This window comes from Balneolaceae bacterium (genome assembly GCA_034521445.1).
GTDB lineage: Bacteria > Bacteroidota > Rhodothermia > Balneolales > Balneolaceae > JAXHMM01.
Map to the genome: position 1 here is coordinate 399,153 of JAXHMM010000003.1, position 24,461 is coordinate 423,613.

General features: G+C 62.1%; 20 protein-coding genes. 15 read left to right on the top strand and 5 right to left on the bottom strand.

Annotation, left to right across the window (positions count from 1 at the left end; translation table 11 throughout):
• The first annotated feature begins 25 nt into the window (after positions 1 to 25).
• The 8 genes from U5K31_02305 (at position 26) to U5K31_02340 (ending at position 8,864) form a co-directional block, all read left to right on the top strand.
• The gene (locus U5K31_02305; GenBank protein ID MDZ7771561.1) at positions 26 to 1,540 is read left to right on the top strand and encodes a flippase; all 1,515 of its coding nucleotides are present in this window, start codon (positions 26 to 28) and stop codon (positions 1,538 to 1,540) included.
• Complete coding sequence (locus U5K31_02310) at positions 1,537 to 2,451, top strand: glycosyltransferase family 2 protein (protein MDZ7771562.1); 915 nt, start codon at positions 1,537 to 1,539, stop codon at positions 2,449 to 2,451. The genes U5K31_02305 and U5K31_02310 overlap by 4 nt, the downstream gene beginning before the upstream one ends.
• Positions 2,448 to 3,731 carry an O-antigen ligase family protein gene (locus U5K31_02315; GenBank protein ID MDZ7771563.1) on the top strand — a complete coding sequence of 428 codons (1,284 nt, stop codon included), beginning with the start codon at positions 2,448 to 2,450 and terminating at the stop codon, positions 3,729 to 3,731. Before U5K31_02310 ends, U5K31_02315 begins: the two co-directional genes overlap by 4 nt.
• Positions 3,732 to 3,742: 11 nt before the next feature.
• Positions 3,743 to 4,780 carry a glycosyltransferase family 1 protein gene (locus tag U5K31_02320; protein ID MDZ7771564.1) on the top strand — a complete coding sequence of 346 codons (1,038 nt, stop codon included), beginning with the start codon at positions 3,743 to 3,745 and terminating at the stop codon, positions 4,778 to 4,780.
• 26 nt (positions 4,781 to 4,806) lie between these two features.
• Complete coding sequence (locus U5K31_02325; GenBank protein MDZ7771565.1) at positions 4,807 to 5,796, top strand: class I SAM-dependent methyltransferase; 990 nt, start codon at positions 4,807 to 4,809, stop codon at positions 5,794 to 5,796.
• Positions 5,793 to 6,902, top strand: coding sequence for a glycosyltransferase (locus U5K31_02330; GenBank protein ID MDZ7771566.1), 1,110 nt, complete (start codon positions 5,793 to 5,795; stop codon positions 6,900 to 6,902). Before U5K31_02325 ends, U5K31_02330 begins: the two co-directional genes overlap by 4 nt.
• 27 nt (positions 6,903 to 6,929) lie before the next feature.
• Positions 6,930 to 7,931, top strand: coding sequence for an NAD(P)-dependent oxidoreductase (locus tag U5K31_02335; GenBank protein MDZ7771567.1), 1,002 nt, complete (start codon positions 6,930 to 6,932; stop codon positions 7,929 to 7,931).
• Between the two features lie 171 nt (positions 7,932 to 8,102).
• Entirely contained in the window at positions 8,103 to 8,864 is a 762-nt protein-coding gene (locus U5K31_02340) for a sugar transferase (protein ID MDZ7771568.1), read from the top strand.
• 48 nt (positions 8,865 to 8,912) lie between these two features.
• On the opposite strand, the gene U5K31_02345 is transcribed toward U5K31_02340, so the two are convergent.
• Positions 8,913 to 10,709, bottom strand: a complete 1,797-nt coding sequence (locus U5K31_02345) for a capsule assembly Wzi family protein (protein ID MDZ7771569.1) — start codon at positions 10,707 to 10,709, stop codon at positions 8,913 to 8,915.
• Between the two features lie 20 nt (positions 10,710 to 10,729).
• The gene (locus U5K31_02350) at positions 10,730 to 12,457 is read right to left on the bottom strand and encodes a capsule assembly Wzi family protein (protein MDZ7771570.1); all 1,728 of its coding nucleotides are present in this window, start codon (positions 12,455 to 12,457) and stop codon (positions 10,730 to 10,732) included.
• A gap of 251 nt (positions 12,458 to 12,708) precedes the next feature.
• On the opposite strand from U5K31_02350, the gene U5K31_02355 reads away from it, so the two are divergent.
• From U5K31_02355 to U5K31_02385, 7 genes are read left to right on the top strand one after another with little or no spacing between them, the layout of a single operon-like run.
• Complete coding sequence (locus tag U5K31_02355) at positions 12,709 to 13,917, top strand: GNVR domain-containing protein (protein ID MDZ7771571.1); 1,209 nt, start codon at positions 12,709 to 12,711, stop codon at positions 13,915 to 13,917.
• 25 nt (positions 13,918 to 13,942) lie between these two features.
• The gene (locus U5K31_02360) at positions 13,943 to 14,725 is read left to right on the top strand and encodes a GDP-L-fucose synthase (GenBank protein MDZ7771572.1); all 783 of its coding nucleotides are present in this window, start codon (positions 13,943 to 13,945) and stop codon (positions 14,723 to 14,725) included.
• A complete protein-coding gene (locus U5K31_02365; GenBank protein MDZ7771573.1) occupies positions 14,631 to 14,900 on the top strand; it encodes a hypothetical protein in 270 nt (89 codons plus the stop codon). The genes U5K31_02360 and U5K31_02365 overlap by 95 nt, the downstream gene beginning before the upstream one ends.
• Positions 14,897 to 15,952: a GDP-mannose 4,6-dehydratase gene (gene gmd, locus U5K31_02370; protein ID MDZ7771574.1), complete on the top strand. Its 1,056-nt coding sequence runs from the start codon at positions 14,897 to 14,899 to the stop codon at positions 15,950 to 15,952. Before U5K31_02365 ends, gmd begins: the two co-directional genes overlap by 4 nt.
• Positions 15,953 to 15,990: 38 nt before the next feature.
• A complete protein-coding gene (locus tag U5K31_02375) occupies positions 15,991 to 17,796 on the top strand; it encodes an ABC transporter ATP-binding protein (GenBank protein ID MDZ7771575.1) in 1,806 nt (601 codons plus the stop codon).
• 6 nt (positions 17,797 to 17,802) lie between these two features.
• Positions 17,803 to 19,254 carry an MBOAT family O-acyltransferase gene (locus tag U5K31_02380; GenBank protein ID MDZ7771576.1) on the top strand — a complete coding sequence of 484 codons (1,452 nt, stop codon included), beginning with the start codon at positions 17,803 to 17,805 and terminating at the stop codon, positions 19,252 to 19,254.
• Positions 19,255 to 19,275: 21 nt separating this feature from the next.
• Positions 19,276 to 20,331 (top strand): hypothetical protein, encoded by a 1,056-nt coding sequence (locus U5K31_02385; protein MDZ7771577.1) that lies wholly within the window; start codon positions 19,276 to 19,278, stop codon positions 20,329 to 20,331.
• A gap of 28 nt (positions 20,332 to 20,359) precedes the next feature.
• Here the strand turns inward: U5K31_02385 and U5K31_02390 are convergent, their stop codons facing one another.
• The 3 genes from U5K31_02390 to U5K31_02400 all read right to left on the bottom strand — a co-directional run bounded on the left by U5K31_02390 (position 20,360) and on the right by U5K31_02400 (position 24,306).
• Positions 20,360 to 22,159: a GDSL-type esterase/lipase family protein gene (locus tag U5K31_02390; protein ID MDZ7771578.1), complete on the bottom strand. Its 1,800-nt coding sequence runs from the start codon at positions 22,157 to 22,159 to the stop codon at positions 20,360 to 20,362.
• Positions 22,160 to 22,231: 72 nt separating this feature from the next.
• Positions 22,232 to 23,029: a putative capsular polysaccharide synthesis family protein gene (locus tag U5K31_02395; protein MDZ7771579.1), complete on the bottom strand. Its 798-nt coding sequence runs from the start codon at positions 23,027 to 23,029 to the stop codon at positions 22,232 to 22,234.
• Positions 23,026 to 24,306 (bottom strand): hypothetical protein, encoded by a 1,281-nt coding sequence (locus U5K31_02400; GenBank protein MDZ7771580.1) that lies wholly within the window; start codon positions 24,304 to 24,306, stop codon positions 23,026 to 23,028. The genes U5K31_02395 and U5K31_02400 overlap by 4 nt, the downstream gene beginning before the upstream one ends.
• Between the last annotated feature and the right edge of the window lie 155 nt (positions 24,307 to 24,461).

The window sequence follows — 24,461 nt, forward strand, 5'->3', positions numbered from 1 at the left end:
AACGACCGAAATCAAGGAATCCGCATTGAACAGGAAAGGGTTACTGGCGAAGAACTCGTTGATCAACCTGCTGGGGCAGGGCGTGCCGCTGGTTTTCATCTTCGCAGCCTATCCCTTTATCGTCGATGGACTGGGCGAAGACCGCACCGGTACCCTTCAGATCATCTGGATGATCATCGGCTATTTCGGGCTGCTGGATATGGGACTGGGCCGCGCCACCACCAAATTCGTGGCCGACATGCAGGCAAGGGACGAGCAGAATCTCTCTCCCTTTATTCTCACCTCCATCCTGATGCTCTTCGTCGTGGGACTGCTGGGATGCGGGCTCATCTACTGGCTTACGCCCTGGCTGGTCTACGAGGTGATGAACACGCCCGAAATGCTGCAGGCCGAGACCCAACGGGCTTTCTATACCCTCAGTTTCGCCATCCCCCTGGTGCTGGGCTCCGTCGGGGCCCGCGGGGCCCTGGAGGCCCAGCAGAGGTTCGGCTTGGTCAACATCATCAAGATACCCGCCGGCATCCTCAACTACCTGGCCCCCCTGCTGGTGCTGCCTTTCTCCACCGACCTGCAATATGTAGTGGTGGTGCTGGTGACGGGACGGGGACTCACCTTCCTCATCTACAGCTGGTTCTGCCTTTCGGGAGGGGAGTCCCTCTTTCAACTGGGCAGTTATCCGCTGATCGGCTGGATCAAAAACCTCTTCAGCTACGGGGCCTGGATCACCGTCAGCAACCTCATCAGTCCCATCATGGTGTACATGGACCGCTTCATCGTGGCCGCCGTGATCGGCACCACGGCGGTTCTCTACTACGCAACGCCCTACGACGTGGTGACCCGCCTGCTGATCATCCCGGGGAGCTTCATGGGGGTGATGTTTCCCGCCTTCAGCGTGGCCTCCCTGGAGGAGAACAGCCGTCCTATGGATCCCCTCTACCGCAAGTCCATCCGCTACCTGCTGCTGGCCCTGGTGCCGGCCGTGGTGGGACTGGTGCTGGCCGCCGAGCCGATCTTTTATTACTGGCTGGGCGGGGAGTTTCCGGCGCGCTCCACCCTGGTGATGCAGCTGCTGGCCGTGGGGGTGCTCATCAACGCCATCGCCATGGTGCCCTACACCGCCCTGCAGGGCATGGGACGCCCCGACGTCACCGCCAAACTTCATATGGTGGAGCTGCCGCTCTTTCTGGTCATGGTCTGGTTTTTTATCCACCGATGGGGTATCGAGGGCGTGGCCCTAGCCTGGGTGATACGGGTGGCCTTGGACGCCGGAGGACTGCTCTGGTTTTACCGGCGACTGACGCCCGAGCGCGAACCGGACGAGGTGAACTGGTCCGCCCGCCTGGCGACCTCCCTGGGCTGCGCGGCCGTCATGGGCGCGGGGTATTTTGCCATCAGCCACCGCCTTCTGCTGATGGCTTTCGCGGCGGCCTGTGCGGCGGGCGTCTTCTGGCTGATCTGGACGTATGTGTTGCATGACTACGAGAGGAATAAAATATTCCGGCTCTATATTGACGTTAAGCAGAGCCTGAAACGCCGGTGAACCGACCCGAAATACATATTATCCTGGTCAACTGGAACGGCTGGAGGGACACTCTTGAGTGCATCGCCTCCCTGGAGGAGCTCGACTACCCGAATGCGCGCATTGTGGTCGTGGACAACGGCTCGACCAACGACTCGGTGCGCCAGCTGCGGAGCCGCTGTCGGGACCATACCCTGCTGGAGAGCGGCCGCAACCTCGGCTTTGCGGGGGGCACCAACCTGGGCATCCGCCACGCCATGGAGGAAGGGGCCGACTACCTCTGGATCCTCAACAACGACACCGTGGTGGAGTCACAGGCCCTCGACAGGCTCCTGGAGCGCATGCAGGGGGAGCCCCGCATCGGCATCTGCGGCTCCCGGCTCATATACCTGGACCAGCCCGAGGTGCTGCAGGCCCTGGGCGGAGGCACCTACAACCGCTGGCTGGGCATCACCCGGTACGTGGGGGAGGGAGGACCGGCCCGCATGGAGGTGGAGCCGGCCGATATCGAGCGGCAGCTCGACTATATTTCAGGGGCCTCCATGCTGGTTTCCCGCCGATTCATCGAGGAGGTGGGACCCATGAACGAGGAGTATTTCCTGTACTACGAGGAGCTGGACTGGATGGAGCGTGCCGGCGGCCGCTTCGAGCTGGGTTTTGCCCCCCACAGCGTGGTCTACCACAAGGAGGGGGCCTCCATCAAGGCCAACACGCTGCAGCGCAACCGCAAGAGCAAGAGGGCGGACTACTACCAGCTGCGCAACCGGCTGCTGTTCACCCGCAACTACCACCCCCTGATGCTGCCCACCGTCTACCTGGGACTGCTGGGCGCCCTGCTGAACCGCATTTTTCGCAAGCAGTGGGACCGCGTGCCCATGATCCTGGGACTTATGGCTGCTGCGGGCGGAAAAGAGGAGAGGTGGCGGCCATGAGCGTGGAAAAGAAAGTGTTGTTCTGGATCGCTGTCCTGGCCCTGGTGGGCACGGTCACCAACTTCGTCTACTTCAGTCCCCTGCTCACCCTGCTGGTGCCCCTGGCCCTTTTCACGGCCACGCGCGAGCGGATGGAGCGTCCGGTGGCCTGGCTCTACCTGTACGTGCTTGCGTTCCTGGCGAGCGTGCTCCTCTACCATCCCCTCTCCGTGGTGGAGTTCGGCTTCTACCGCAGGGACGGGAATTTCGTCATCTCCTACGCGCCGCTGCTGGTGCTTCCCCTCTTCCGCTTCCATTTCGACCTGGAGCAGTACTTCCGCCGCTTCTTTCTCTTCGCCCTGGCCATCTACGGCCTGCTTTTCGCCCGCTACCTGGTGGAGGCCTGGCCCTACTACATCCTGCAGCTGAACGTCTTCGGGGGACTCTTCTACGCACAGAACGCCGTGGGAGGCTTCCTGGCCATCCTGGGCGCCCTCTCCTTCGCCTACCTCTACCATCGCCGGCGCAACCGCGAGCTGCTGGCTTTTTTCATCGTATTCCTGATGCTGCTGGCCACCTATTCGCGCGGGTCCATACTGGGACTGATCTGCGGCATTCCGGCCTGGTACCTGGCCGACCGGGGTTACTGGAAAAGCCTGGCCGTGATGCTGCTCATTCCCGTGCTCATCACGGCCGCGGTGCTCTCCATCGGCTATCCCTACTACAAAAGCAACGAGGCGGCGGGCACCCCCTTCGGGGAGGAGATCCTGTATATGGACGCCGACGAGGGCGACGACACCAAGAGCACCAACGTGCTCCTGCGGGTGTTCTACACCATGCCGCGCGCCTGGTACGCCTTCCAGCACTCCCCGGTGCTGGGCACCGGTGTGGGCTCCTTCGACGACCGTCCCTACCAGTTTACACAGGTGCTGCCCTACCTGCACTACAACGCCCAGACGCCCAAGCGGCACACCGACAGCCACGCCCACCACTCCTACCTGCATATTCTTGCCGAACAGGGCATGGTGGGACTGGGCGTGTTCCTGACTTTCTGGGTCTCCCTCTTTTTGTATCTTCTGCGATTCAAGCGGGCCCCGGTGCTGAGGGACTACCTGCTCATTGCCTTTTTTGCCATTACCTTTGCCTCCTTCACCGAACACCGTATCACCACCCCCTCCATGATGCTGCCCTTCACCCTTTCGGTGGGGCTGCTGATGGCCTGGCGGCCCAAAGGCACCAGGTACCGCCTGCAGGTAGACGACCCGGACGAGGTCGCCGGTCCGGGGGAGGCCAACCGTTGAACAGGAACTTCATGCTGGCCATTAACGGACATTTCAAGGGTCAGCCGGTTACCGGCGTGCAGCGTTATGCGCGCGAGGTTACCGGCCGGTTCAAGCGGATGGGACAGGAGTTCCAGTGGGTGGATCCCCCGCCGGGCCTGGAATCCGACGCCCTGCGGCAGCTCTGGATGCAGCTGAGGATGCCGGCCAGGGTGCCCGGGGGCGCCCTGCTCTGGTCGCCCACCAACAGCGGACCCGTCTTTCATGCCCGCCAGGTGGTCACCCTCCACGACCTGGCGGACCAGCTCCACCCGGAGTGGTTCAGCCGGCGCTACAGCGCCTGGCGCTCCATGATCCTTCCTCCGCTGCTGCGGAGGGTGCGCGGGATTATTACCATATCGGACTACTCCCGCCGCACCATACTGGAGCGCTATCCCTTTACGGAAGGCAAAATCGAGGTCATCTACAACGGGGTGGACAGCCGCCATTTCCGGCGCAGGGACGAGGAGGAGGTCGGGCGGATGAGGCGGAAGCTGGGTCTCTCGAAGCGGTACCTGGTCACGGTGGGATCTCTCGACCCCCGCAAAAACCTCAACCGCCTGCTGGATGCCTGGCACCGCCTGCCCGCCCGCATCCGGGAGGAGTACGAGCTGGTCATCGCCGGCGCTTCGTCGGATAAGTTTTCGTTCAGTCTGGATCGCGATCCCGGAGAAAGGGTTCGTTTTACCGGTTACGTCGATTACGACGACCTTCCGGCGCTCTACAGCGGCGCCTCCCTTTTTGTCTATCCTTCGCTCTTCGAGGGCTTCGGCCTGCCCGTCCTGGAAGCCATGGCCTGCGGCACCCCGGTGCTCACCTCCGATACCACGGCCCTCGGGGAGCTGGCCGGCGACAAGGCGGTGACCGTCGACCCGCAGCATGCCGGGCAGCTGGGCGACGAGATGCTGCGGCTCCTGGAAGCGCCCGGGCGCCGAAGGGAACTGGGGGAGAAGGGGGTCGCCTACGCCTCAGGCTTTACGTGGGACGAGACCGCACGGAAAACCCTGGACTTCCTGGACTCTTGCACTTGAGGAGGGGATAGTCTTACCTTAAGCGCATGCAGTGCAGAATATGCGAGCGACAGACAACCGGGGACTTCCGGGTCAGGGAGATGATGTTCGGCAGCCGTGAGCCCTTCGACTATGTCCGCTGCACAGGCTGCGGCTGCGTGCAGCTTGCTAATATACCGGACGACCTCTCGGCGTACTATCCCCCCGACTACTACGCGCACCGTCGCGAGGAGGGGGAATCGCTGCTTAAATCGCTGCTGACCGAACGCCGCAACCGCTATGCGCTGTGGGGGGATTCTCTCCCAGGGAAATGGCTCTACCGGCGCTACCCCAACGTGCCGTTGCGGTCGCTCTCCCTGCTTCCGCTCGACCTCGACACCCGCATTCTGGACGTGGGCTGCGGGCGGGGTGATCTGCTCCGGGAGCTGCACGAGCTGGGTTTCCGCAATCTGCTGGGCGTGGATCCCTTCAACCCCGAGCCCATCCGGTACGAAAACGGCCTGACCATTCGCAACGGGGAGCTGGAGGAGGTGGAAGGGGACTGGGACCTCATCATGATGCATCACGCCTTCGAGCATGTACCCGATCCCCGGGAGGTGCTCTACCGCATACAGCAGCTGCTCGCCCCGGGCGGCTGGTGCCTCATTCGCATCCCCATGAGCTCTTCCTATGCCTTCGAACACTTCGGGGAACAGTGGGTGCAGTGGGACGCTCCCCGGCACTGTTACCTGCATACGCCGGAAAGCATGAAGGTTCTCGCCCGGCAAAGCGGCCTCCACCTGCAGGGCGTCTCCTACGACTCCACGGCCTTCCAGTTCTGGGGCAGCCTGCAGTACGAGCAGGACATCCCGCTGAACGACGAGCGCTCCCACGCGGTGAATCCCGGCAACTCCATGTTCAGCCGCCGGCAGATCGAGACGTTCTCCCGCCGGGCCGACGCCCTGAACCGCATCGGCCGCGGAGACCAGGCCGTTTTCCTGCTGGGAAGGCAGCCTGCGCCCTACAGCACCCCGGAAGATATACCCACCCACTCTTGAATATCGCGCTTCTACATCACTGGCTGGTAAGCATGCGGGGCGGGGAAAAGGTGCTCGAGCAGTTCTGCCGGCTGATGCCGGATGCCGAGATCCACACGCTGGTGCGGAGCCGGGAGGAGGGGGCGCTGAGCGAAACCATCCGGCGCCACCCCATCCGCACCACCCTGCTGGACCGCCTTCCCGGTTCGGAGCGTTACTACCCCTCCCTGCTGCCGCTCTATCCCTGGTTTCTGCAGAACCACCCGGTGGAGGCCGATTTCATCCTCTCCAGCGACGCCGGCATGGTCAAGGGCATGCCGCACGACCCCGGGGTTCCGCACGTATGCTACTGCCACTCCCCGCCCCGCTACCTGTACGACATGCAGGAGGACTACCTGGAAGGCCTCTCTTCCTGGAAGAGGCCGCTCTTCCGCGCGTGGGTGCCCCGGCTGCGCCGGTTCGACCGGGAAACGGCGGGGACGGTCGATCGCTTCATCGCCAACTCCGCCTTCGTGCGCGATCGCATTCGCAGGATCTACGACCGCGATGCGCAGGTGATCCATCCGCCGGTGGACCTCTCCCGCTTTCGGGCCGACCGGCCGGCGGGGGACTACTACCTGATCGTCTCGGCCCTGGTGTCCTACAAGAAGGTGGAACTGGCCGTGCGCGCCTTTACCATGATGGACAAGCCCCTGGTGGTCTGCGGAGAGGGACCCGAGAAGGAGCGCCTGCAAAAGCTGGCCGGCCCTTCGGTGACGGTCACCGGCGCGCAGACCGCCGCGCAGATTCGCGCGCGCTTCGAGGGCTGCCGCGCCTTCGTCTTCCCGGGCGTGGAGGATTTCGGCATCACCCCGCTGGAGGCGCAGGCCTCCGGCCGGCCGGTGATCGCCTACGGGGAGGGGGGCGCCCTGGAGACCGTGGTGGAGGGGAAGACCGGCCTCTTTTTTGACGAACAGTCGCCCGGCAGCCTGGCCGATGCGGTCCGCCGTTTCGAGGCCGACGAGGCGCGGTATACCCCCGGGGCCTGCAGGTCCAATGCCGAACGGTTCGGCGAAGGCCGGTTCCGTGAAGAGATAAAAGACTTTTTGGTGTCCCATTATCCCTCCTATTTTAGAGGCTTTTGGTAAATCGAGTGATACGGCATGCAAGCAGCTATGAAAACAGCCATTATTACCGGGGGATCCGGCTTTGTTGGATCTCATCTGATACGCCATCTCCAACGCGAGGGACGCTACGACCGCATCGTCAATACCGACCGTTCGGGCTTGGCGCCCGATGAGATCCCGCGGGAGGCGGAGCTGGCCCACCTGAAATGGGATGTGCGGCGAAAGGCCGATGCGGAGGTGTTCCGGGAGCTGGGGTGCGGCGAGCAGACCCATATCTACAACCTGGCGGCCATATGCCGCATCCCGGGATACCCCCATGAGGATTACTACCGGACCAATATTCTCGGGGCGGAGAACGTCTGCCGGCTGGCGGACGAACTTGGCTGCCGCACCATGCTGTTCACCAGCTCGGTGTCGGTCTACGGGGGTTCCGAGGAGCTGAAAACCGAAGAGAGCGTGCCCCAGCCGGCCGATCCCTACGGCATTTCCAAGCTGGTGGCAGAGTATATCCACCGCGGCTGGCGCGAGTCCGGCGAGGGGCGCCGGCTGGTCATCCTGCGGCCCGGTATTATTTTTGGCTCGGGCGAACAGGCGAATTTCACGCGCCTGTACGATGCGCTGAAAAAGGGCTACTTTTTCTACCCGGGCCGGCGGGACACCCGAAAGGCCTGCGCCTACGTCAAGGATGTGGCCCGGGCGTTAGACTGGTTCGCCCGGCATGGGGATGAATTCGAGCTGTACAACCTGGCCTACGAGCAGGCGCCCGCCATCGAGGAAATCTGCGGGGTGATCGCCTCGGAGACCGACGCCGGGAGGGCCCGCCTGCGTATTCCGGCTCCCCTGCTGCTGGGGGCAGCCTATCTTATTCATGCGGCCGCCCGTCTCACGGGATTATCGTTCAAGGGCATTCATCCCGACAGGGTCCGCAAGGTGATGGTGTCCACCCATATATCGGGGGAGAAGCTGGCGAACAGTGGATTCGGTCTGAAGTACAGTCTGAAGGAGGGGGTGAGGGACTGGTTCGACGAGAGCGGGCGGTCTCTGCATTGAGGGGAACATCGGCGGGAGCCTGCCGTTACAGGGGTTGGGAGGGGAATGGAGGCTCGCGAAGAGGCGTGCCATTATTTTTTTAGTTTGAGGAAATAATGATATCTTTGGGCTTTTGGAAGACGAGGGCCCGGAAGCCATCCCCTTTGTTCTACCTTTATACAGACGACCGACATGAGCTATGAGAGCGATCCTATAATGTCCGAAGAGCAGGTTGAAGAGAATACTCTGACGGTACGGCAGAGTATCGTACGGGAGATGTCCGAGAACGGCCAGGCCGAGGAGGTCCGGAGCAACGGCTACAACTATTCCCGTTTCAAGTCGATCTCGCAGCGGACCCGGTTCAGCAAGCGGGTCATCGATCTCTCTATCGGAACCCTCGCCCTGGTGGCCTTCCTGATAAGCTATCCGGTGATCGGTCTGCTGATCAAGCTGAACTCGCGCGGCCCCGTGCTCTTCAAGCAGCGGCGGACCGGAAGGAACGGCCACACCTTCACCTGTTACAAGTACCGGACCATGCACAAGCTGGATCTGCATCGCATCGACGGCAAGCCGGTCATCACCAAGAAGGGGGACAAGCGAATTTTCGGTTTCGGGAAACTGCTGCGCCTTACCAACCTGGACGAGCTGCCCCAGGTCCTGAACGTGCTGAAAGGGGATATGAGCCTGATCGGTCCCCGTCCCTATCCCCTCGAGGAGTGCGCACACTGGAATAATACCTTTGAGGATTTCTACTACCGCTATGCCGTCAAGCCCGGCATTACCGGACTGGCGCAGGTCAACGGCTACCGCGGCGGGACCCTCGACAGGAAACATATGAGGCGTCGCTTGGACTACGACCTGATCTATGTGCGCAGGCAGAGCCTCTGGCTGGACCTGCAAATATTGGGCCGTACGGTTTTCAAGATGATCAACCTCGATACCGACGCCCACTGAGCCCCTTTCCTCTCTCTCCCGGGCCGGCCGGGCCCTCCGGCCTCAGCCTCAGAACAGATACCGTAGCCTGAGCCGGTAATGTACGTTGAGAAAATCGTCCTCGTAACTGCGATTTAAATAGCCGCCTACCCAGGTGCCGTAGTCGTAGCGCCCGTAGTTGAGCTGGTAGTTCCATTTCATCTCTCCCTCCAGCAAAAGCGGCCCGTACCGGTAGGTGCCGTTCAGTCCTATGTTAAATTTCACCTGGTGGTGGAACTGATCCTTGAAGCCTCCCTCGGGGAAATTGCGCTGGTAGAATTCGTAGTGGAACTGGTCGTTTTCGACCACCCGCTGGAGAAAGAATCCCGCTTTTCCCCGTTCGAACCATGCCTCCACGCCCACATACTGGCTGGTCGACCCGGGTCCAATAGCCGCCCCCAGCACCTGTCCCCGGTTGGTATGGCCCTGTTTGACCTTTTTGTGGGTGTAGGCGTAGGACTGGGGACGCACCTCGTCGATATTGCCGGGCAGCAGGGAGTTGAACTCCGCATGTACCCGTACGAAATCAGCCCACGAGGGCTCGAAAAGTTTCTGAACGCCCACCGTCCAGGCCCGCGCGTGCTGAGGCTGGGTGATCAGATCGCGCAGGTTCCAGTTATGGTCCTCCTTGTAGAATTCGCCGTAGACTTCGGCATTGCTTTCCGGAAAGACCCAGCGAAACCACACGGAGGCGAGTCCGTTGACATGCTGATGGTAGCTTTCGTCCCTCGATCCCTCGTAGGCCTCCAGCCGGGGCCGAGGGAAGCGTTTGAAAATGGCCGTGTAGTCGCTCCATCCCAGCGGGCCGTCGCCCGCAATGCCGAGCCGCTCGGAGGGCCGGTACTGGTGGATCACGCGGGAGAGTCCCAGGGTGAGGTTGGGAACGAAGGAGGGCGTCCACGCCACGTTGAGCCCGTTCATGAAGCGTCCCGCGAGCAGCAGGCCTTCGCGCTCGTAGCGGTTGAGTTCGTTGGGCGCTCCCTCAAGATTAAGATCGAAGTAGTCGGAATCCTGCGGCCTGGCCAGGATCCACCGGAAGTCCAGGCTGCCCGCATTCCAGGGAAGGGGGAGAGGCTCGCGGGTCCCCAGGAAGGCGTGCCTGAGTCCCGGCGCGTTGTTGCTCATCACAAGCGGGTAGTTCACCGCCGGTCCCCACCAGAGCGGTTCGTTGCTCACGCCCAGCTCCAGCTGCCGGTAGTGCACCCTGAGGGAGGTCTCCCCCAGGTCCCACGTGGAAAAGGGATCGGGTCCGAAGCGGAACGGCCGGTCAATGCGTTCGGCAAGGGTGTCCTCCTGCAGGAAGCCCTCCGCCACGTAGCGGATGCGCCCGTCGGGATATTCCGGTATGAAGCGGGGCGGGGGGAAGTCGCGGTTCTGCTGATAGGCGTAGTGGGGACGGAAGGTGAGGGTGAACCAGTCGGAGGTCAGCCAGACTCCTCCCCGCACCTCCGTATTGTGTCCCACCCCGTACCAGGCCGCCCCGTTGTTTTCTCCGTGCGGCAGGTGGGTATTGTAGGTGTTGGTCAGCACCGGTTCGTAGACGCCCAGGGTGACCTCTCCCAGGACCCCGCTCCGGATGGTATGCGTGGGGGTCTCCATGGCGTCGTTCCACCACGACCCGCCCTCGTATCCCTCCCTTTCAAGCAGCTCCAGCCAGCTGTGCCGCCACAGGGGGCGGTTGGTGTGGGAGGTGGTCAGGGCCGAATCGGACAGAAGCTGGTGGAGGCGGAACAGCTCCCCGCGCAGGTCGCCCACCGGAATGGGCTGTCCCCGCACCTCCGGCGGACCGGCCGCCAGCAGCAGCAAGAGCGGGAACAACACTTTCACGATATGGGAGGCGCAGGATCTCATTGGAAGAGGTAGCGAACTTCAAGTTGAAAGTGCCAGTTGACGATGTCGGTCCCTTCGAAACGCTCGAAATCGGTGTCCAGCTCCCCGTAGCCGAAACGCCCGTAGTTGAAATGCTTGTTCCACACGAGCTGCCCGCCCAGCAGGAAGTCGCCCAGCCGGTAGTGCCCCTTCATGCCCACCCGGAGCTGGACCCAGTTGCGCCAGATGTCCTTGTAGCCGGTGCCGCCGCCCGGCTCGTCGTAGAATTCGTAGTGAAAGAAGTCGTTGTGCTCCACACGCTGCAGGAAGAAGCCCGCCATGCCCGCGGGCGTATAGGCGTCCACCCCCAGGTACTGGCTCCCGGATCCCGGACCGATGGCGGCGCCCAGCACCTCCCCGCGGTGGGTGTGGCCCTGGCGTATGGGGGTGTGGGTATAGTAGAACTGCTGGGGACGAACCTCATCGACCCGCCCGGGCACCAGGGAGTTGATCTCCGCCGTCAGGCTGAAGAAGTCGATGCCGGACCGGCCGGAGGGAAGGACCTTTCTCATGCCCACCGTATAGGCGCGGTTGTTGTGCGGCTCCATCAGGAAATCCCGAAGGTCCCAGTTGGTATCTTCCCTCATGTATTCGGCGTAGAATTCGGCGCCGCTTTCGCGGAAGATCCACCGCAGGAAGAGGGAGGCCAGCTGGTTCGATTCGACGTTGTCGGCCCGCACGTCCTCGCCCCCCAGAATACGTTCCCGGTTTTCGATCTGAAAGGGCAGCACGGCCTCGAAGTAGTCGGAGAAGCGCAGGCCGCTTTCCGGGATATGCCGGTAGTAGAGGCGCGAGAAGCCCACCGAGAGGCCCGGCGCGAAAGAAGGAGACCAGGCCGCATGGACCCCGTTCAGAAATCGGTCGCCCCCCGTGGCGCTCCTTTGGTGGTAATCCGAATCCCGGGGCCACGCCCCCATCAGGCGGAATTCGACATCGCCCAGCCCCAGGGGAAGGGCGAGCGGCGAGCGGGTCCCCAAAAAGAGCTGGGGCAGGGAGGCGGCGTTGTTGCTCATGATCAGCGGATAACGCACGGCGGGTCCCCACCAGAGCGATTCCTTGCCGTAGCCTATTTCCATCTGCCGGTAATGAAGGCGAAGAGAGGTCTCTCCCCAGTCAAGGGTGGCAAAGGGTTCGGGTCCGAAGCGGAAAGGCATGTCGATGTCGGGGATCTGGGCCCGGTAGATGGGCCGGCCGTCTTCGTCATTCGGGATAAAGCGGGGGACGCGGAAATCGCTGTTGCCCTGCCAGGCCAGGTGGGGACGCAGGGTAATCGTGAGCCAGTCGGAGGTGATCCAGGCTCCGCCCTGCAGCTCCAGGGTGAGTCCCCTGCCGTACCAGGCCGCCCCGTTGTTCTCCCCCTGCGGCAGGGCGGAGTTGGCGGTCTGACGGTAGATGGGATCCCACAAACCGGCCGAGAAATTCAGCGGCCCCTCCCGCTGCGGCGTTGCGAGGGGCTGCGCCCACCAGGAGTCTCCGTAGCCCTGCAGGCTGTCGAGGGCCGTGCGGTAGGTGCCCATCCAGAGGGGGCGGTCGGTGAAGGAGACCGAGGCGGGGGAGCCGGTGAGAAGCTGCACCAGGCGGAACTGCTCCTCGCGAAGATCGCCCACCGGCACGGGCTGGGACCGCAGTTCGCCGGCCGGCAGCAGCGTTAGCAGCAGGACGGCCGGCAGGCCAATCAGGGAGAACAGGCGCTTGGCTGCAGACATGGTTTGCAAGGTACGGGTATGGATTGAACAGGGGCTGTCTCTGGTGCAAAAATGTAACGGTTCGGGGCTACAATTGCTATCGTAAATGGCGGACAGGCGTGTCCTGGGCCGCCGCGCGGAAGCCTCAAAAGACGGACGGGAACGCCAATTTGCTCTTTCTACACTCTCCAAAAATCCGTATCATGAGCGGCTGATTGGCAGGGAGCCGGTGACGCCGCCCGCCCTTATTTTCCACGACATCCGTACGCATTTTGAGCCAGGAAGAACAACCGCATCCCACACACTACCATCCCGCCCGGGAGGGAGGGGGGCAGGAGGTCTCCTCCGGCACCTACCAGCCTGCGGCTGCACCGGATGAAGGGGGCATACGTCCCATGGAGATCATGCTCTTCTTCTGGACCGAGCGGTTCATCATCGGACTGTTTCTGGGATTTTTCCTGGTGGGGGGCTTCGTCTACGCCTCCCTGAGTACCGAGGAGTATTCCGCCAAGACGACGCTGCTTCCAGAAGGAGGCGGGACCCAAGGCATGGGGCAGAATCTGCTGCGCCAGTACGGCGGACTGCTGGGCATCAACATGCAGGGTACCCAGGGAGGCGAATTCCTGCCCACCAACATCTACCCCGACATCCTGCAAAGCGTGCCCTACCAGGTGGAGCTGATGAGCACCCCCATCTATTTTGAAAAGCAGGACACCACCGTGACGCCCCACACCTGGTTTCGCGAACTTCAGCCTCCCGACAGGCTGGCCATGCTTCGGCGCTACACCCTCGGTCTCCCCTGGACCGTCTGGGGATGGATACGCGGAGGAGGCGGGGGAGGGGGCGCAACGCCCGAACCCGTCGCCACCCGGGTGAATCCCGACTCGGTGCTCGACGTATCGGGCACGCAGATGGCCACCATCGGGCAGCTGCGCGGCCGCATCAGCATCATGCAGACCGACAACGGACTCATTCAGTTTACCGCTGAACTTCCCGATCCCCAGGCCGCCGCCGAGCTGGGCAACGTGGGCATCGAGCTGCTCAAGAAGTACGTCAGCGAGTACCGCACCGAAAAAGCGCAGCAGGATCTTGAGTTTGTACAACAGCAGTACCAGCAGGCCCGGGAGCGCTTCCAGCAGGCGCAGATCGATCTGGCGGAGTTTCGCGACAGCAACCTCAATCCCGCCACCAACCGGGCCACCGTCAGGGAGCAGGTGCTGCAGTCGGAGTTTGACCTCGCCTCCAGCGTCTACAACTCCCTGGCCCAGAACCTGGAGCAGGCCAAACTGCGGGTGCAGGAAGAAACCCCGGTGTTCACCACCGTGGAGCCCCTGCTGGTGCCGCGCGGACCCAGTTCGCCCAACACCAAGCTGATCCTGGTCATATCCGCCTTTCTCGGGGTTATGGGCGGGGTGATCTTTGTCCTGCTGCGCAGGCAGTGGACGGAATTCCGGCAGATACTGCGCAGCCAGGTCTCCTGACCATGTGCATTTCAACCGAGCAACTATGAACAAATCGGACAGCATCTACATCGCCGGCCACCGCGGCATGGTGGGATCGGCCGTCCGGCGCCGCCTGGAGAGCGAGGGCTACACCAACCTGATCCTGCGCAGCAGTTCGGAGCTCGATTTGAGAGACCAGGCTGCGGTGCGTGATTTTTTCGCCTCCGAGCAACCCCGCGTGGTGATCGATGCGGCGGCGCGCGTGGGCGGCATCCTGGCCAACGACCGGTATCCCTGGCAGTTCCTCTACGACAACCTGCAGATTCAGAACAACCTTATCGCCGCGGCCCACGAGCAGGAGGCCGAGCGCTTTATCTTCCTGGGCAGCTCCTGCATCTATCCCCGGAATACCGACCAGCCCATGCGCGAAGACGCCCTGCTGACCGGTCCCCTGGAGTCCACCAACCAGTGGTACGCCGTGGCCAAGATCGCCGGCGTCAAAATGGTCGAGGCCCTGCGCCGGCAGTACGGCCGCCGCTACGTCTCGCTCATGCCCACCAACCTCTACGGGCCCCGGGACAACTTCGACCTGGAGACCTCCCACGTGCTGCCCGCGCTCATCCGCAAATTCCACGAGGCCGCCCGGGATGACCACCGCCCGGTGACGCTCTGGGGCAGCGGCACGCCCAGGCGGGAGTTCCTGCATGTGGACGACGTGGCCGACGCCGTCCTTTTTGTGCTGCGGACGCGAGATGGAGCACGACCTCTACAACGTGGGCACCGGCAAAGACCTGAGCATCAGGGAGCTGGCGGCTCTCATCCAGCGCATTACGGGACACGAGGGTGAGATTGAATGGGACCGCTCCAAGCCCGACGGCACGCCCCGCAAGCTGATGGACGTGAGCCGCATGCACGAGGCGGGCTGGGAGCACAGCATCGGGCTGGAGGAGGGCATACGGCAGACCTACGAGTGGTTCCGGAATCATATGAACGAAATCAAGGAAGTGGAGATCGAATCGTGAGCGCAAAGAACAAGGTTGCGCTGGTAACGGGCATTACGGGGCAGGACGGCTCCTACCTGGCCGAGCTGCTATTGGACAAGGGCTACGAGGTGCACGGCATCAAGCGCCGCGCCAGCCTCTTCAACACCGACCGGGTGGATCACCTCTACCACGACCCCCATTTCAAGGGTTTGCCCTTCTACCTGCACTACGGCGACATGACCGACGCCACCAACCTCATCCGGATCATCCAGGAGACCCAGCCCGACGAGATCTACAACCTGGCGGCCCAGAGCCACGTGCAGGTCTCCTTCGAGGCGCCCGAGTACACGACCGACGTGGACGCCATGGGCACGCTCCGCCTGCTGGAGGCCGTCCGCATCCTGGGCATGGAGGAGAAGACCCGCATCTACCAGGCCTCCACCTCCGAGCTCTACGGCAAGATACAGGAGACGCCCCAGTCGGAGACCACCCCCTTCTATCCCCGCTCACCCTACGGGGCCGCCAAGCTCTACGCCTACTGGATCACCGTCAACTACCGGGAGGCCTACGGCATGTACGCCGTCAACGGCATTCTCTTCAACCACGAATCCCCCCGCCGGGGCGAGACCTTCGTGACGCGCAAGATCACCCGCGCGGCCGTTCGCATCGCCGCCGGCCGCCAGAAAAAGCTCTTCCTGGGCAACCTGGACGCCCGGCGGGACTGGGGACACGCCCGTGACTACGTGCGGGGCATGTGGCTTATGCTGCAGCAGGAGGAGCCGGATGATTTTGTGCTGGCCACGGGAAAAACCACCACCGTTCGCGACTTCTGCCGCATGGCCTTCCAGGCGGCGGGCATCGAACTGCAGTGGGAGGGCGAGGGGCAGCAGGAGGTCGGGCGGCACGCCGGAAACGGGGAGGTGCTGGTGGAGGTGGACCCGCAGTATTTCCGTCCCACCGAAGTGGACCTGCTGATCGGCGACGCCTCCAAGGCGGCCGAGCAGCTGGGATGGGAACCCGAGTACACCATCGACGCTCTCATTGAAGAAATGGTTGAAATGGACCGCAAGGCCATGGAGGAGAACCAATAGTTTAAATATTATTGGAAGTAATCATTTAATAAACGGACATGCTTGACTCCCTGAAAAAGATCTACACGCTCTTCCTGAGCAGGTACCGCATGAAGCTGGCCATCCTCTTCGGGATGATGCTGATGGCCTCCGTGCTTGAAATCATGGGCATCGGCATGATACCGGCCTTCGTCATTGTGGTGACCGAGGATCCCTCCACCGTGCTGGGATACCCTGTGATCGGCGATTGGCTGCGCTACTTCGGCATCACCACCTCCCGGGAGATGATCATCTCGGGCGCGCTCACCCTCATCGGCGTCTTCGTGGTCAAGAATCTCTACCTCAGCTTCTTTCTCTACCTCAAGAAGCGCTTCATCGCCAACCGCGGGGTCTACCTGCAGGACCGTCTTTTCCGGGCCTACATGACGGCGCCCTACTCCTTCTACACCAACAGGAACTCCGCGGAACTGCTGCGCAACATCACCAACGAAGTGCAGCGCATCGTCACCGGCACCATGATGCCCTTCATGGAGCTCTCCCTTAATTTCTGTATGACTCTCTTCATCATCGCCTCCCTCATGTACGTCGATCCCGTTATCACGGTGGCCGCCATCGTGGTGATGGGCGGGGGAGGCTATGCCTTCCTGAAGTTCACCCAGCGAAAGACCGACGAGTACGGCAAGAAGGACCGCGACGCGCGCGGGGAGATGAACAAGGCGGTCATACAGGGACTGGGCGGCTTCAAGGAGGCGCGTATACTGAACCGCGAGAAGATGTTCCTGAACCATTACCGCGAATATGCCGAGGTCAGCAAACGGGCCAACATCTTCAAGTACGTGATCAACAACCTTCCCAACCCCATCATAGAGACCATCGCGGTAACCGGCATCCTGATGATCGTATTCATCCGTGTGCTGGAGGGCAGCGACTTCAATACCATTGTTCCCATCCTGGTCTTCTTCGGGGCCGCTACCGTGCGCCTCATGCCCATTCTCAAGCAGGTGATCTCGAAGGTGACCGACCTTCGCTACAACGTGCATTCGGTCTACGCCATCTACGACGACCTGATGCTGCTGGAGAACGAATACAAGGATTTCCGCAAGCAGGTGCTGCGCAACCGTGAAAGGATGCACCTGAAGGATGAAATCCGTCTCGAAAAGGTCAGCTACAGCTACGAGGGATCGGAGGAGCAGGCCGTCAGGAACGCCACCTTCTCTATCAAGAAAGGCAGTGCCGTAGCCTTTGCCGGCGCCACCGGGGCGGGCAAGACCACCATGGTGGACGTGATCCTGGGACTGCTGCAGCCGCAGGAAGGCCGCATCACGGTGGACGGGATGAACATCCATGACAACATCCGCGGCTGGCAGCAGAACGTGGGCTACATCCCGCAGTCCATCTACCTGCTGGACGAATCCATCCGACGCAACATCGCCTTCGGCATCCCCGACGAGGAGATCGACGAAGAGAGCGTATGGGAGGCCATCCGCGCGGCCCAGCTCGAGGAGATGATCGGCCGCCTGCCCAAGGGCCTCGATACGGTGGTCGGGGAGCGCGGCGTGCGGCTCAGCGGGGGACAGCAGCAGCGCATCGGTATCGCCCGAGCCCTCTATTCCAATCCCGCGCTGCTGGTCATGGACGAGGCCACCTCCTCACTGGACAACCTCACCGAGAAATACGTCATCGACGCCATCGAGCGGCTCAAGGGCGACCGCACCATCATCATGATCGCCCACCGCCTCACCACGGTCAAGAACTGCGACACCATCTTCATGATGAAGGAGGGCGAGATCGTCGACCGGGGCACCTACCATGAGCTCCTGGAAGACAGCAAGGACTTCCGGAGGATGAGCCTGGTCGAGGATTAGGTACCCATGCTCTTCAACTCCCTCGATTTCGCGGTCTTTCTTCCCCTTGTATTTCTTCTCTACTGGTTCGTCTTCCACCGCTCGGTACGCCTGCGCAACGCCTTCCTTATTGCGGCCAGCTACTTCTTCTACGGATGGTGGGACTGGCGCTTTCTCTTTCTCATCGTTTTCAGCACAGCGGTGGACTACCTGGTGGCGCTCCGCCTGGGCCGGGAGGAGGCGCCCGCCCGCCGCAAGGCCCTGCTCTGGACCAGCGTGGCCGTGAATATCGGCTTCCTGGGCTTTTTCAAATACTACAACTTCTTCGCCGAAAATTTCGTGGCCGCCTTCACCTTCTTCGGCGCGTCTTTCAGCCCGGCCACCCTCCACGTGGTGCTGCCGGTGGGCATCAGCTTCTACACCTTCCAGACGCTCAGCTACACCATCGACGTCTACAAGGGCAAGCTGGAGCCCTCCCGCGACCCGGTGGCCTACGCCGCCTTCGTCAGTTTCTTTCCCCAGCTGGTGGCCGGTCCCATCGAACGCGCCACCAACCTGCTGCCGCAGTTCATGAAAGCGCGCAGCTTCCATTACGGCAAGGCCGTGGACGGCCTGCGGCAGATGCTCTGGGGCTTCTTCCAGAAGGTGGTGATCGCCGACAACTGCGCGGTCTATGTGAACGAAATCTTCGCGCGTTCGGGCGAGCTCCCCGGAAGCACGCTGGTCCTGGGCGCCGTGCTCTTCGCCTTTCAGATCTACGGCGACTTCGCCGGCTACTCCAACATCGCCATCGGCACGGCGCGCCTCTTCGGCTTCGACCTGATGCAGAACTTCGCCTTTCCCTATTTCTCCCGCGACATCGCGGAGTTCTGGCGGCGCTGGCACATCTCCCTCTCCACCTGGTTCCGCGACTATCTCTACATCCCCCTGGGCGGCAGCCGGGTGGGCGACTGGAAGAAGATCCGCAACACCTTCGTTATTTTTGTGGTGAGCGGTTTCTGGCACGGGGCGGCGTGGACCTTCATCGCCTGGGGATTCCTGAACGCCCTCTATTTCCTGCCCCTTTTCCTGGCCGAAAAGAACCGTAAATACCTGGACGTGGCGGGCCGGGGACGCCTGCTGCCCGGCCTTCGCGAAGCCGGGTCCATGGCGGCCACCTTCGGACTGACGGTCTTCGGCTGGATCTTTTTCCGTGCAGAGAGCCTCTCCCACGCCTTCAGTTACATAGGCAACATCTTCTCGGCCACGCTCTTTACCATGCCCGGTATCGCCATGGGACAGATCTCGATGGGGGTGGTAGCCGCGCTGATCGCCTTCATGCTTTCGGTGGAGTGGATGGCCCGGGGTGACCGTCACGGGCTGGAAACGGTGGCCGCCGGCTGGCGCCGGCCCCTGCGATGGGCCTTCTACTACGCCATCCTGATCCTGATCATCCGGTATGCGGGTCCCCAGCAGGAATTTATCTATTTTCAGTTTTAGCATGTGATTACACCCCAAGGCATGAAACGCTTTTTCAAAAACACGCTTTTTTTCCTGCTGCTCTGCCTGGCGGGCAGCCTGCTGGCGCTCCAGCTTCTGCCCGACTATTACGGGAATCCCCTCTACAGCGACAAGCTGGAGGAGGCGAGGGAGCTGGCCGAAGCGGGCGAGGTCAACACCCTCTTTTACGGCTCGAGCCGGTTCTACCGCCATATCGACCCGCGGGTGACCGACAGCCTGCTGGCCGGTGAGGGTATGTCCAGTTATAACCTGGGAGCCACCAGCCTGCTGAACCCCCAGTCGTACGTCCTCTACGAAGAGTTCCTGCGCGGGGAGAGGCCGGAGGTGGACTACGTCTTCCTGGAAATGAGCGGCTTTCGGCAGATCAAGCCGGGCAACATTCCCACGCCCATGAACTACCACTACCTCGACCCATGGTCGCTGGCCTACATCGCCCGGTACATGAAGGAGTCGCCGCGTCCCCTGGATGTGGGGGGGCGCATCTTATTGGAATACCTGGCTTCCTACGCCTATAAGATTCTCTATGCGGTTCCCGACCTGGTGGAAGCGCTGACGGGGGAGCGTGCGATCTCCGAGGCCGTGACCAGGGGCAGCCGGGGCTACTACTCCCTGGATGCCGAGTACCGGGCGGTGGAATCGGATTCCGATCCGGTGGCGCTTCGCCGCCGGCAGTTTCTGGATGATTCCACCGTGGTGGATCTCTACGCCTCCGCCTCCCGGCGGGCCTACGGGGAGGAGGGGGAACGGGCGCGGATAAACAGGGTACACCTGCAGCGCCTGCGCAGCCTCCTGGAGCTTTCCCGCAGCAGGGGCGTGGAGCTCTACTTTGTGATCTCGCCCCGCATGGCGCGCTACGACCGCATCCTGGCGGTTCGCGATTCCCTGCCGGAGGAGCGGGTGATCGACCTGGGCAGCATCGTGCGGTACCCCGGCTTCTACAGCCTGGAGCACACCTTCGACGCCAACCACCTGAACGAGAAGGGGGCGTGGCATTTCAGCCGCGTGCTGGCCGAAGAGATACGGGAAAAGCTGAGTGGAGAGGCAGGGGCCCGGTAGCGGCTGTTTCCGGCAGGGCGTCAATCTGTCAGAGGCTCAGTAGAAACATCAGGGCCTTGTAATAGACGGTACCCATGACCTGGAAGCCCTCCTCGTTCAGGTGTACCCCGTCTCCGCTCAGGTGGTCGTCCACGTTCAACTCGGCATACACGTCGGCCAGGATAATATTATCGCCGTCCTGCTGCCGCTGGTTCACGTGGCTGCGGAGGGCCTCATTGTAGTCGGCAATATGCTCCGCCCGGTCGCGCTCATCCATGGAGGGATCACCTACTATTTTGGAGGTGGCCGGGGGGATGGTGGCCGCCACCACGTAGGTGTGGGAAGGAGTGTTATCAAGAATCTTCTGCACGAGCTCGTTCCAGCGGTCGGCCATGGACTGCGCGGTCTCGTTATAGCCCCATACGATGTCGTTGGTGCCCACCATGAGATTCACGTAGCGGGGGTTGTGGCGGCCCAGCACGCCCACGATCTTGTCCGATATGCCCTTGATGGTAATGCCCGGAACCCCCTCGTGGTCGGTGTCGGGAATGGAAATGTTCTTTTTGGGACGGTCCTGGTCGCCCACGAAATCCACCCGGTAGCCGTCCCCGGTCAGCAGATTCCACAGCCGCTCCCGTGAGCCGGGGTCGTGGGTAAGGCTGTTGCCGAGGGGCATGATCACAAACAAGCGCTGGAAGGTGGCGTGCACGGTCTTCTGGCCGTCCATGGTCAGGGTGACGGTGTTGGCGGTGCCCGATTGGGCTCCCCCCCATTTTACAAATTCGAAGTGGTCGTCCGCCGAGGCGCTCAATTTCACCTTGGTACCGTGCTCGTACTGCTCCTGGTCGGGCTCGCGGGTCACCTCGCCCTCACCGGTGACATTCACCGTCAGGGGGTAGGTCTTGATGGTAAAGGCCGCCTTGATCTGCTTCGATCCGTCCATGACCACCGTGGCCGGATTCGCGGTTCCCTCGAAATCGCCGGTCCATTCGGTGAACTTGTACCCCACGTTGGGCTTGGCTTCGATCTCCACCTCGGTGCCGTGCTCGTACTCCTCGAGGTCGGGCGATCTCGACACGCTTCCCGGTCCGTCGGCCTGCAGGCTGAGTTCGTAGGTGTTGATGGCGAAGTGTGCGTTCACCTGGCGGGGCCCCTTTACGGTGATGCGCGCGGGATTTTCGCTTCCCTCCAGGTCCCCGCTCCACTCCACGAAGTGGTGTCCCTCGTCGGGCTGAGCGGTAAGCTCCACCAGCGAGCCCCAGTCGTAGGTGGTGCTGTCGGCGGCCACCACCTGCTGGCTGACGGAGCCGTTGCCCTCGCTGTTTACCACCAGGTCGAAACGGTCGATCTCGAAGACGGCGGTAATCTTCTTGGGACCCTGCATCTGCACCTGGACGGTGTCCTGGGTCGACTGCAGGTCGCCGGTCCACTCCACGAAATGCCAGCCCTCGGCCGGCACGGCGGCCAGCTCAACAACGGTGCCGTGCCGGTAGTCGTCGGCGGCCACCACCTGCTGGGTCACGCCGCCCTCGCCGACGGTATCCACGTCCAGCTCATACTCTTTCAGCTGGAATTCGGCCATAAGCGAGTAGTCGCGGTCCACCTTGAATTCCAGGGGATTGGTACTGTCGGTCCGGTCGCCGCTCCAGCGGACGAAGCGGTAGCCTTCCGAGGGAACGGCCTGCAGCCGCAGGGTGCGGCCCTCCTCCACGGTGCTGTCCGCCGGCGAGACCGTTCCGCCCCCCGGAGGGTCGGGCGTGGCTTCCACCTCGTAGAGGGTGGGCGTGCGGTCGCAGGAGGCCATCAGGGCCCCTGCGGCCAGCAGGATCAACCAAAGCGTGCGGCGCATGGACAAGAGATTCACGGTGCGATTCGAAAAAGGAATATGTTAGAAAAAAATGATTTCAGAGTAAAACCCGTCTTAAATTTCCCAGTGCTCCCGCACCTGTCGGATGGTCTCTTCCGGGTAGAAATGCCGAAAATAGCGCGATCCGGCCATGCGGTCAAGGTAGGCCTCCGGCAACTTTACCCGCTCGCGGAAGTCGCGGTAGGTATGGGCATAGACCTTGTTGCGTCCCACATTGGCGTTCACGAGTTCAAATGCCGAAAGTCCGGTGAAGGTTCCGATAATTTTCTCTTTTTGGGGGTCGGGCAGGTCGTGGTGCAGGATGAGAAGCTCCACGCCGCGTCCGTTTTCGAGCACCCGCCAGCCCTTATCCCTCGGAAAGGGGTGGGCATAGACGTCGATGCCGAAATGCTTTTCCATCTTGTCGAAGAAGATCAGGGGAATCCGGTGCGGGTAGTTTTCCAGGAAAAGCGTGCGAAGCTCCTCCAGGCTGAAGGTATGTTCCCGGTAGGGCACCCCGGTGTCGCGCTCGAAATTATGGAAGAAGGCCGACACGTTCCGGCCCACGGGCTCGCGGACGGGGGAGATGATTTTGAGAGGCCTTTTCTCTGCTTTATGGTACCAGCGGTGCAGCTTTCGCACCCACAGGTTGGGATGGCCCGCACGGAAGCTGTGGTCGTGCACGACAATGCCGGGGTAGCTTTCATACAGGGAGTTGTAAATAGAGCTGGAGGCCACCTTGCCCATCTGGAAAACAAAAACCGGCACATGGGGGTCCCAGCCGCGCCGGAGCTTAAAAAAACGCCCGGCCGCCAGGAGGGGATCCAGGTGGTACCGTATACGCTGCCGCCATTCCTCCGGTATCATGATCATCTTCCCGCGTAAAATGTTTCCAGGCCGGAGAGGTAGTCCTCTTCGTCCATGTCCAGCACCCTCCCGCAGGCGGGGTCCGCTTCAATGAGGCCCGAATTCCTGAAATTTCTCATGGTCCCTAACTGGCTCAGGCAGTCGTGCACGGCCAGCGACCGGAGATGGTTTTCGTTGCGGTGATCGTGTGCAAGGAAATAGTTGTCGTGATGTCTCCTGCTGTCATAATAGAAATTCATGTGGAATATCTTCAGGCGGGCAGGCCGGTGGAGCAGCAGATCGGCGATGGAGAGCTGTCCCAGGTTGGGAAATCCGCTGAAGTAGAACAGGCGTGCCATGGGATTCTGCACGTTCTCCCTGTCCTGCAGGTGTGCCGAAAGGTCGTCATGCCTGCAGCGAAAGAGGGCATGGTCGAGCTCGTCGAGGACGTCCCACGCCTCCTCCCGCTTCAAATAGTCCAGGAAACCGCGGTTGTAGTAGGAGACGTCGGTCCGGGATCCGTAGACGGCGGGGTCTCCCGCCCCGGAGCGCCTTCCGTAGTTCATGCGGACCACCACGTCGAAGGAATCGATGAGCGGTCCCATCTGCTCCTCCGAGGCAGCGGGCCCCGCCACGGCCACGGAACGTCCCTCCAGGTAGCGCCGGAAGGGGACATGATAGCCGGGCAGCGTTTCCGCCAGGGAAACCGCCTCCTCCAGGTTGCCGTCGCTGAGATGCAGGTAGACCCGGTACTGGGTGCGCACGTTCTGTGGCATACGTACCAGCTCTTCCAGCCGGTCAAGCTCCCTGCGGGCCCGTTCAAGGCGTCCTGCGTCCACCAGTGCGCGAAATGCGCATTCCACCTGTTCGGGGGTGGCTTTTTCGGAAGAGGCTGTTGCCACCGCGGACTGCCGGGCATGACGTCGGAGGATGCCGGCGGTTTGGAGCAGCCCGCTGCGGAAACAGGCCTGGTAGAGCTGCAGCCATTGGCCGGCCGGCAGCAGGGCGGGAGAGAGTTCCCCGGCGAGGGACCGCAGCGTCCCGTCCTGCCGGGTGCCGGCGGCTTCCTCCAAGAGCCGATGCAGGAAGTTATCCGGCAGCGACGACAGGAATGCCATGCCGGAGAGCTGCTCCAGGGCCTCATCAAGGGTGCCGTCCCGGTACAGGCGCCGTGCCTCCTCAAACTGCCGCATGCTGCGGTCGGAGAGGGTGGCGGGTGACTCGTATTCGGTACGCAGCGTCGTCACGGGAAGAAGGTAGCTGAACATGCGGCGCAGCTTTCGCAGCCAGTTCGATAGATTCATGCCAATGGCTCCGGTGGTCGTCTTCTCAAGGGGTTGAAAAATATCTTCTTTTATAATGGATGGCCGAAAGCTTACGCATAATTGTGCGAAATGTACACACCCAACCCGGATGGAATTCTATCCATTCCGGAATAGACCGGGCCGGGCTTGCACAA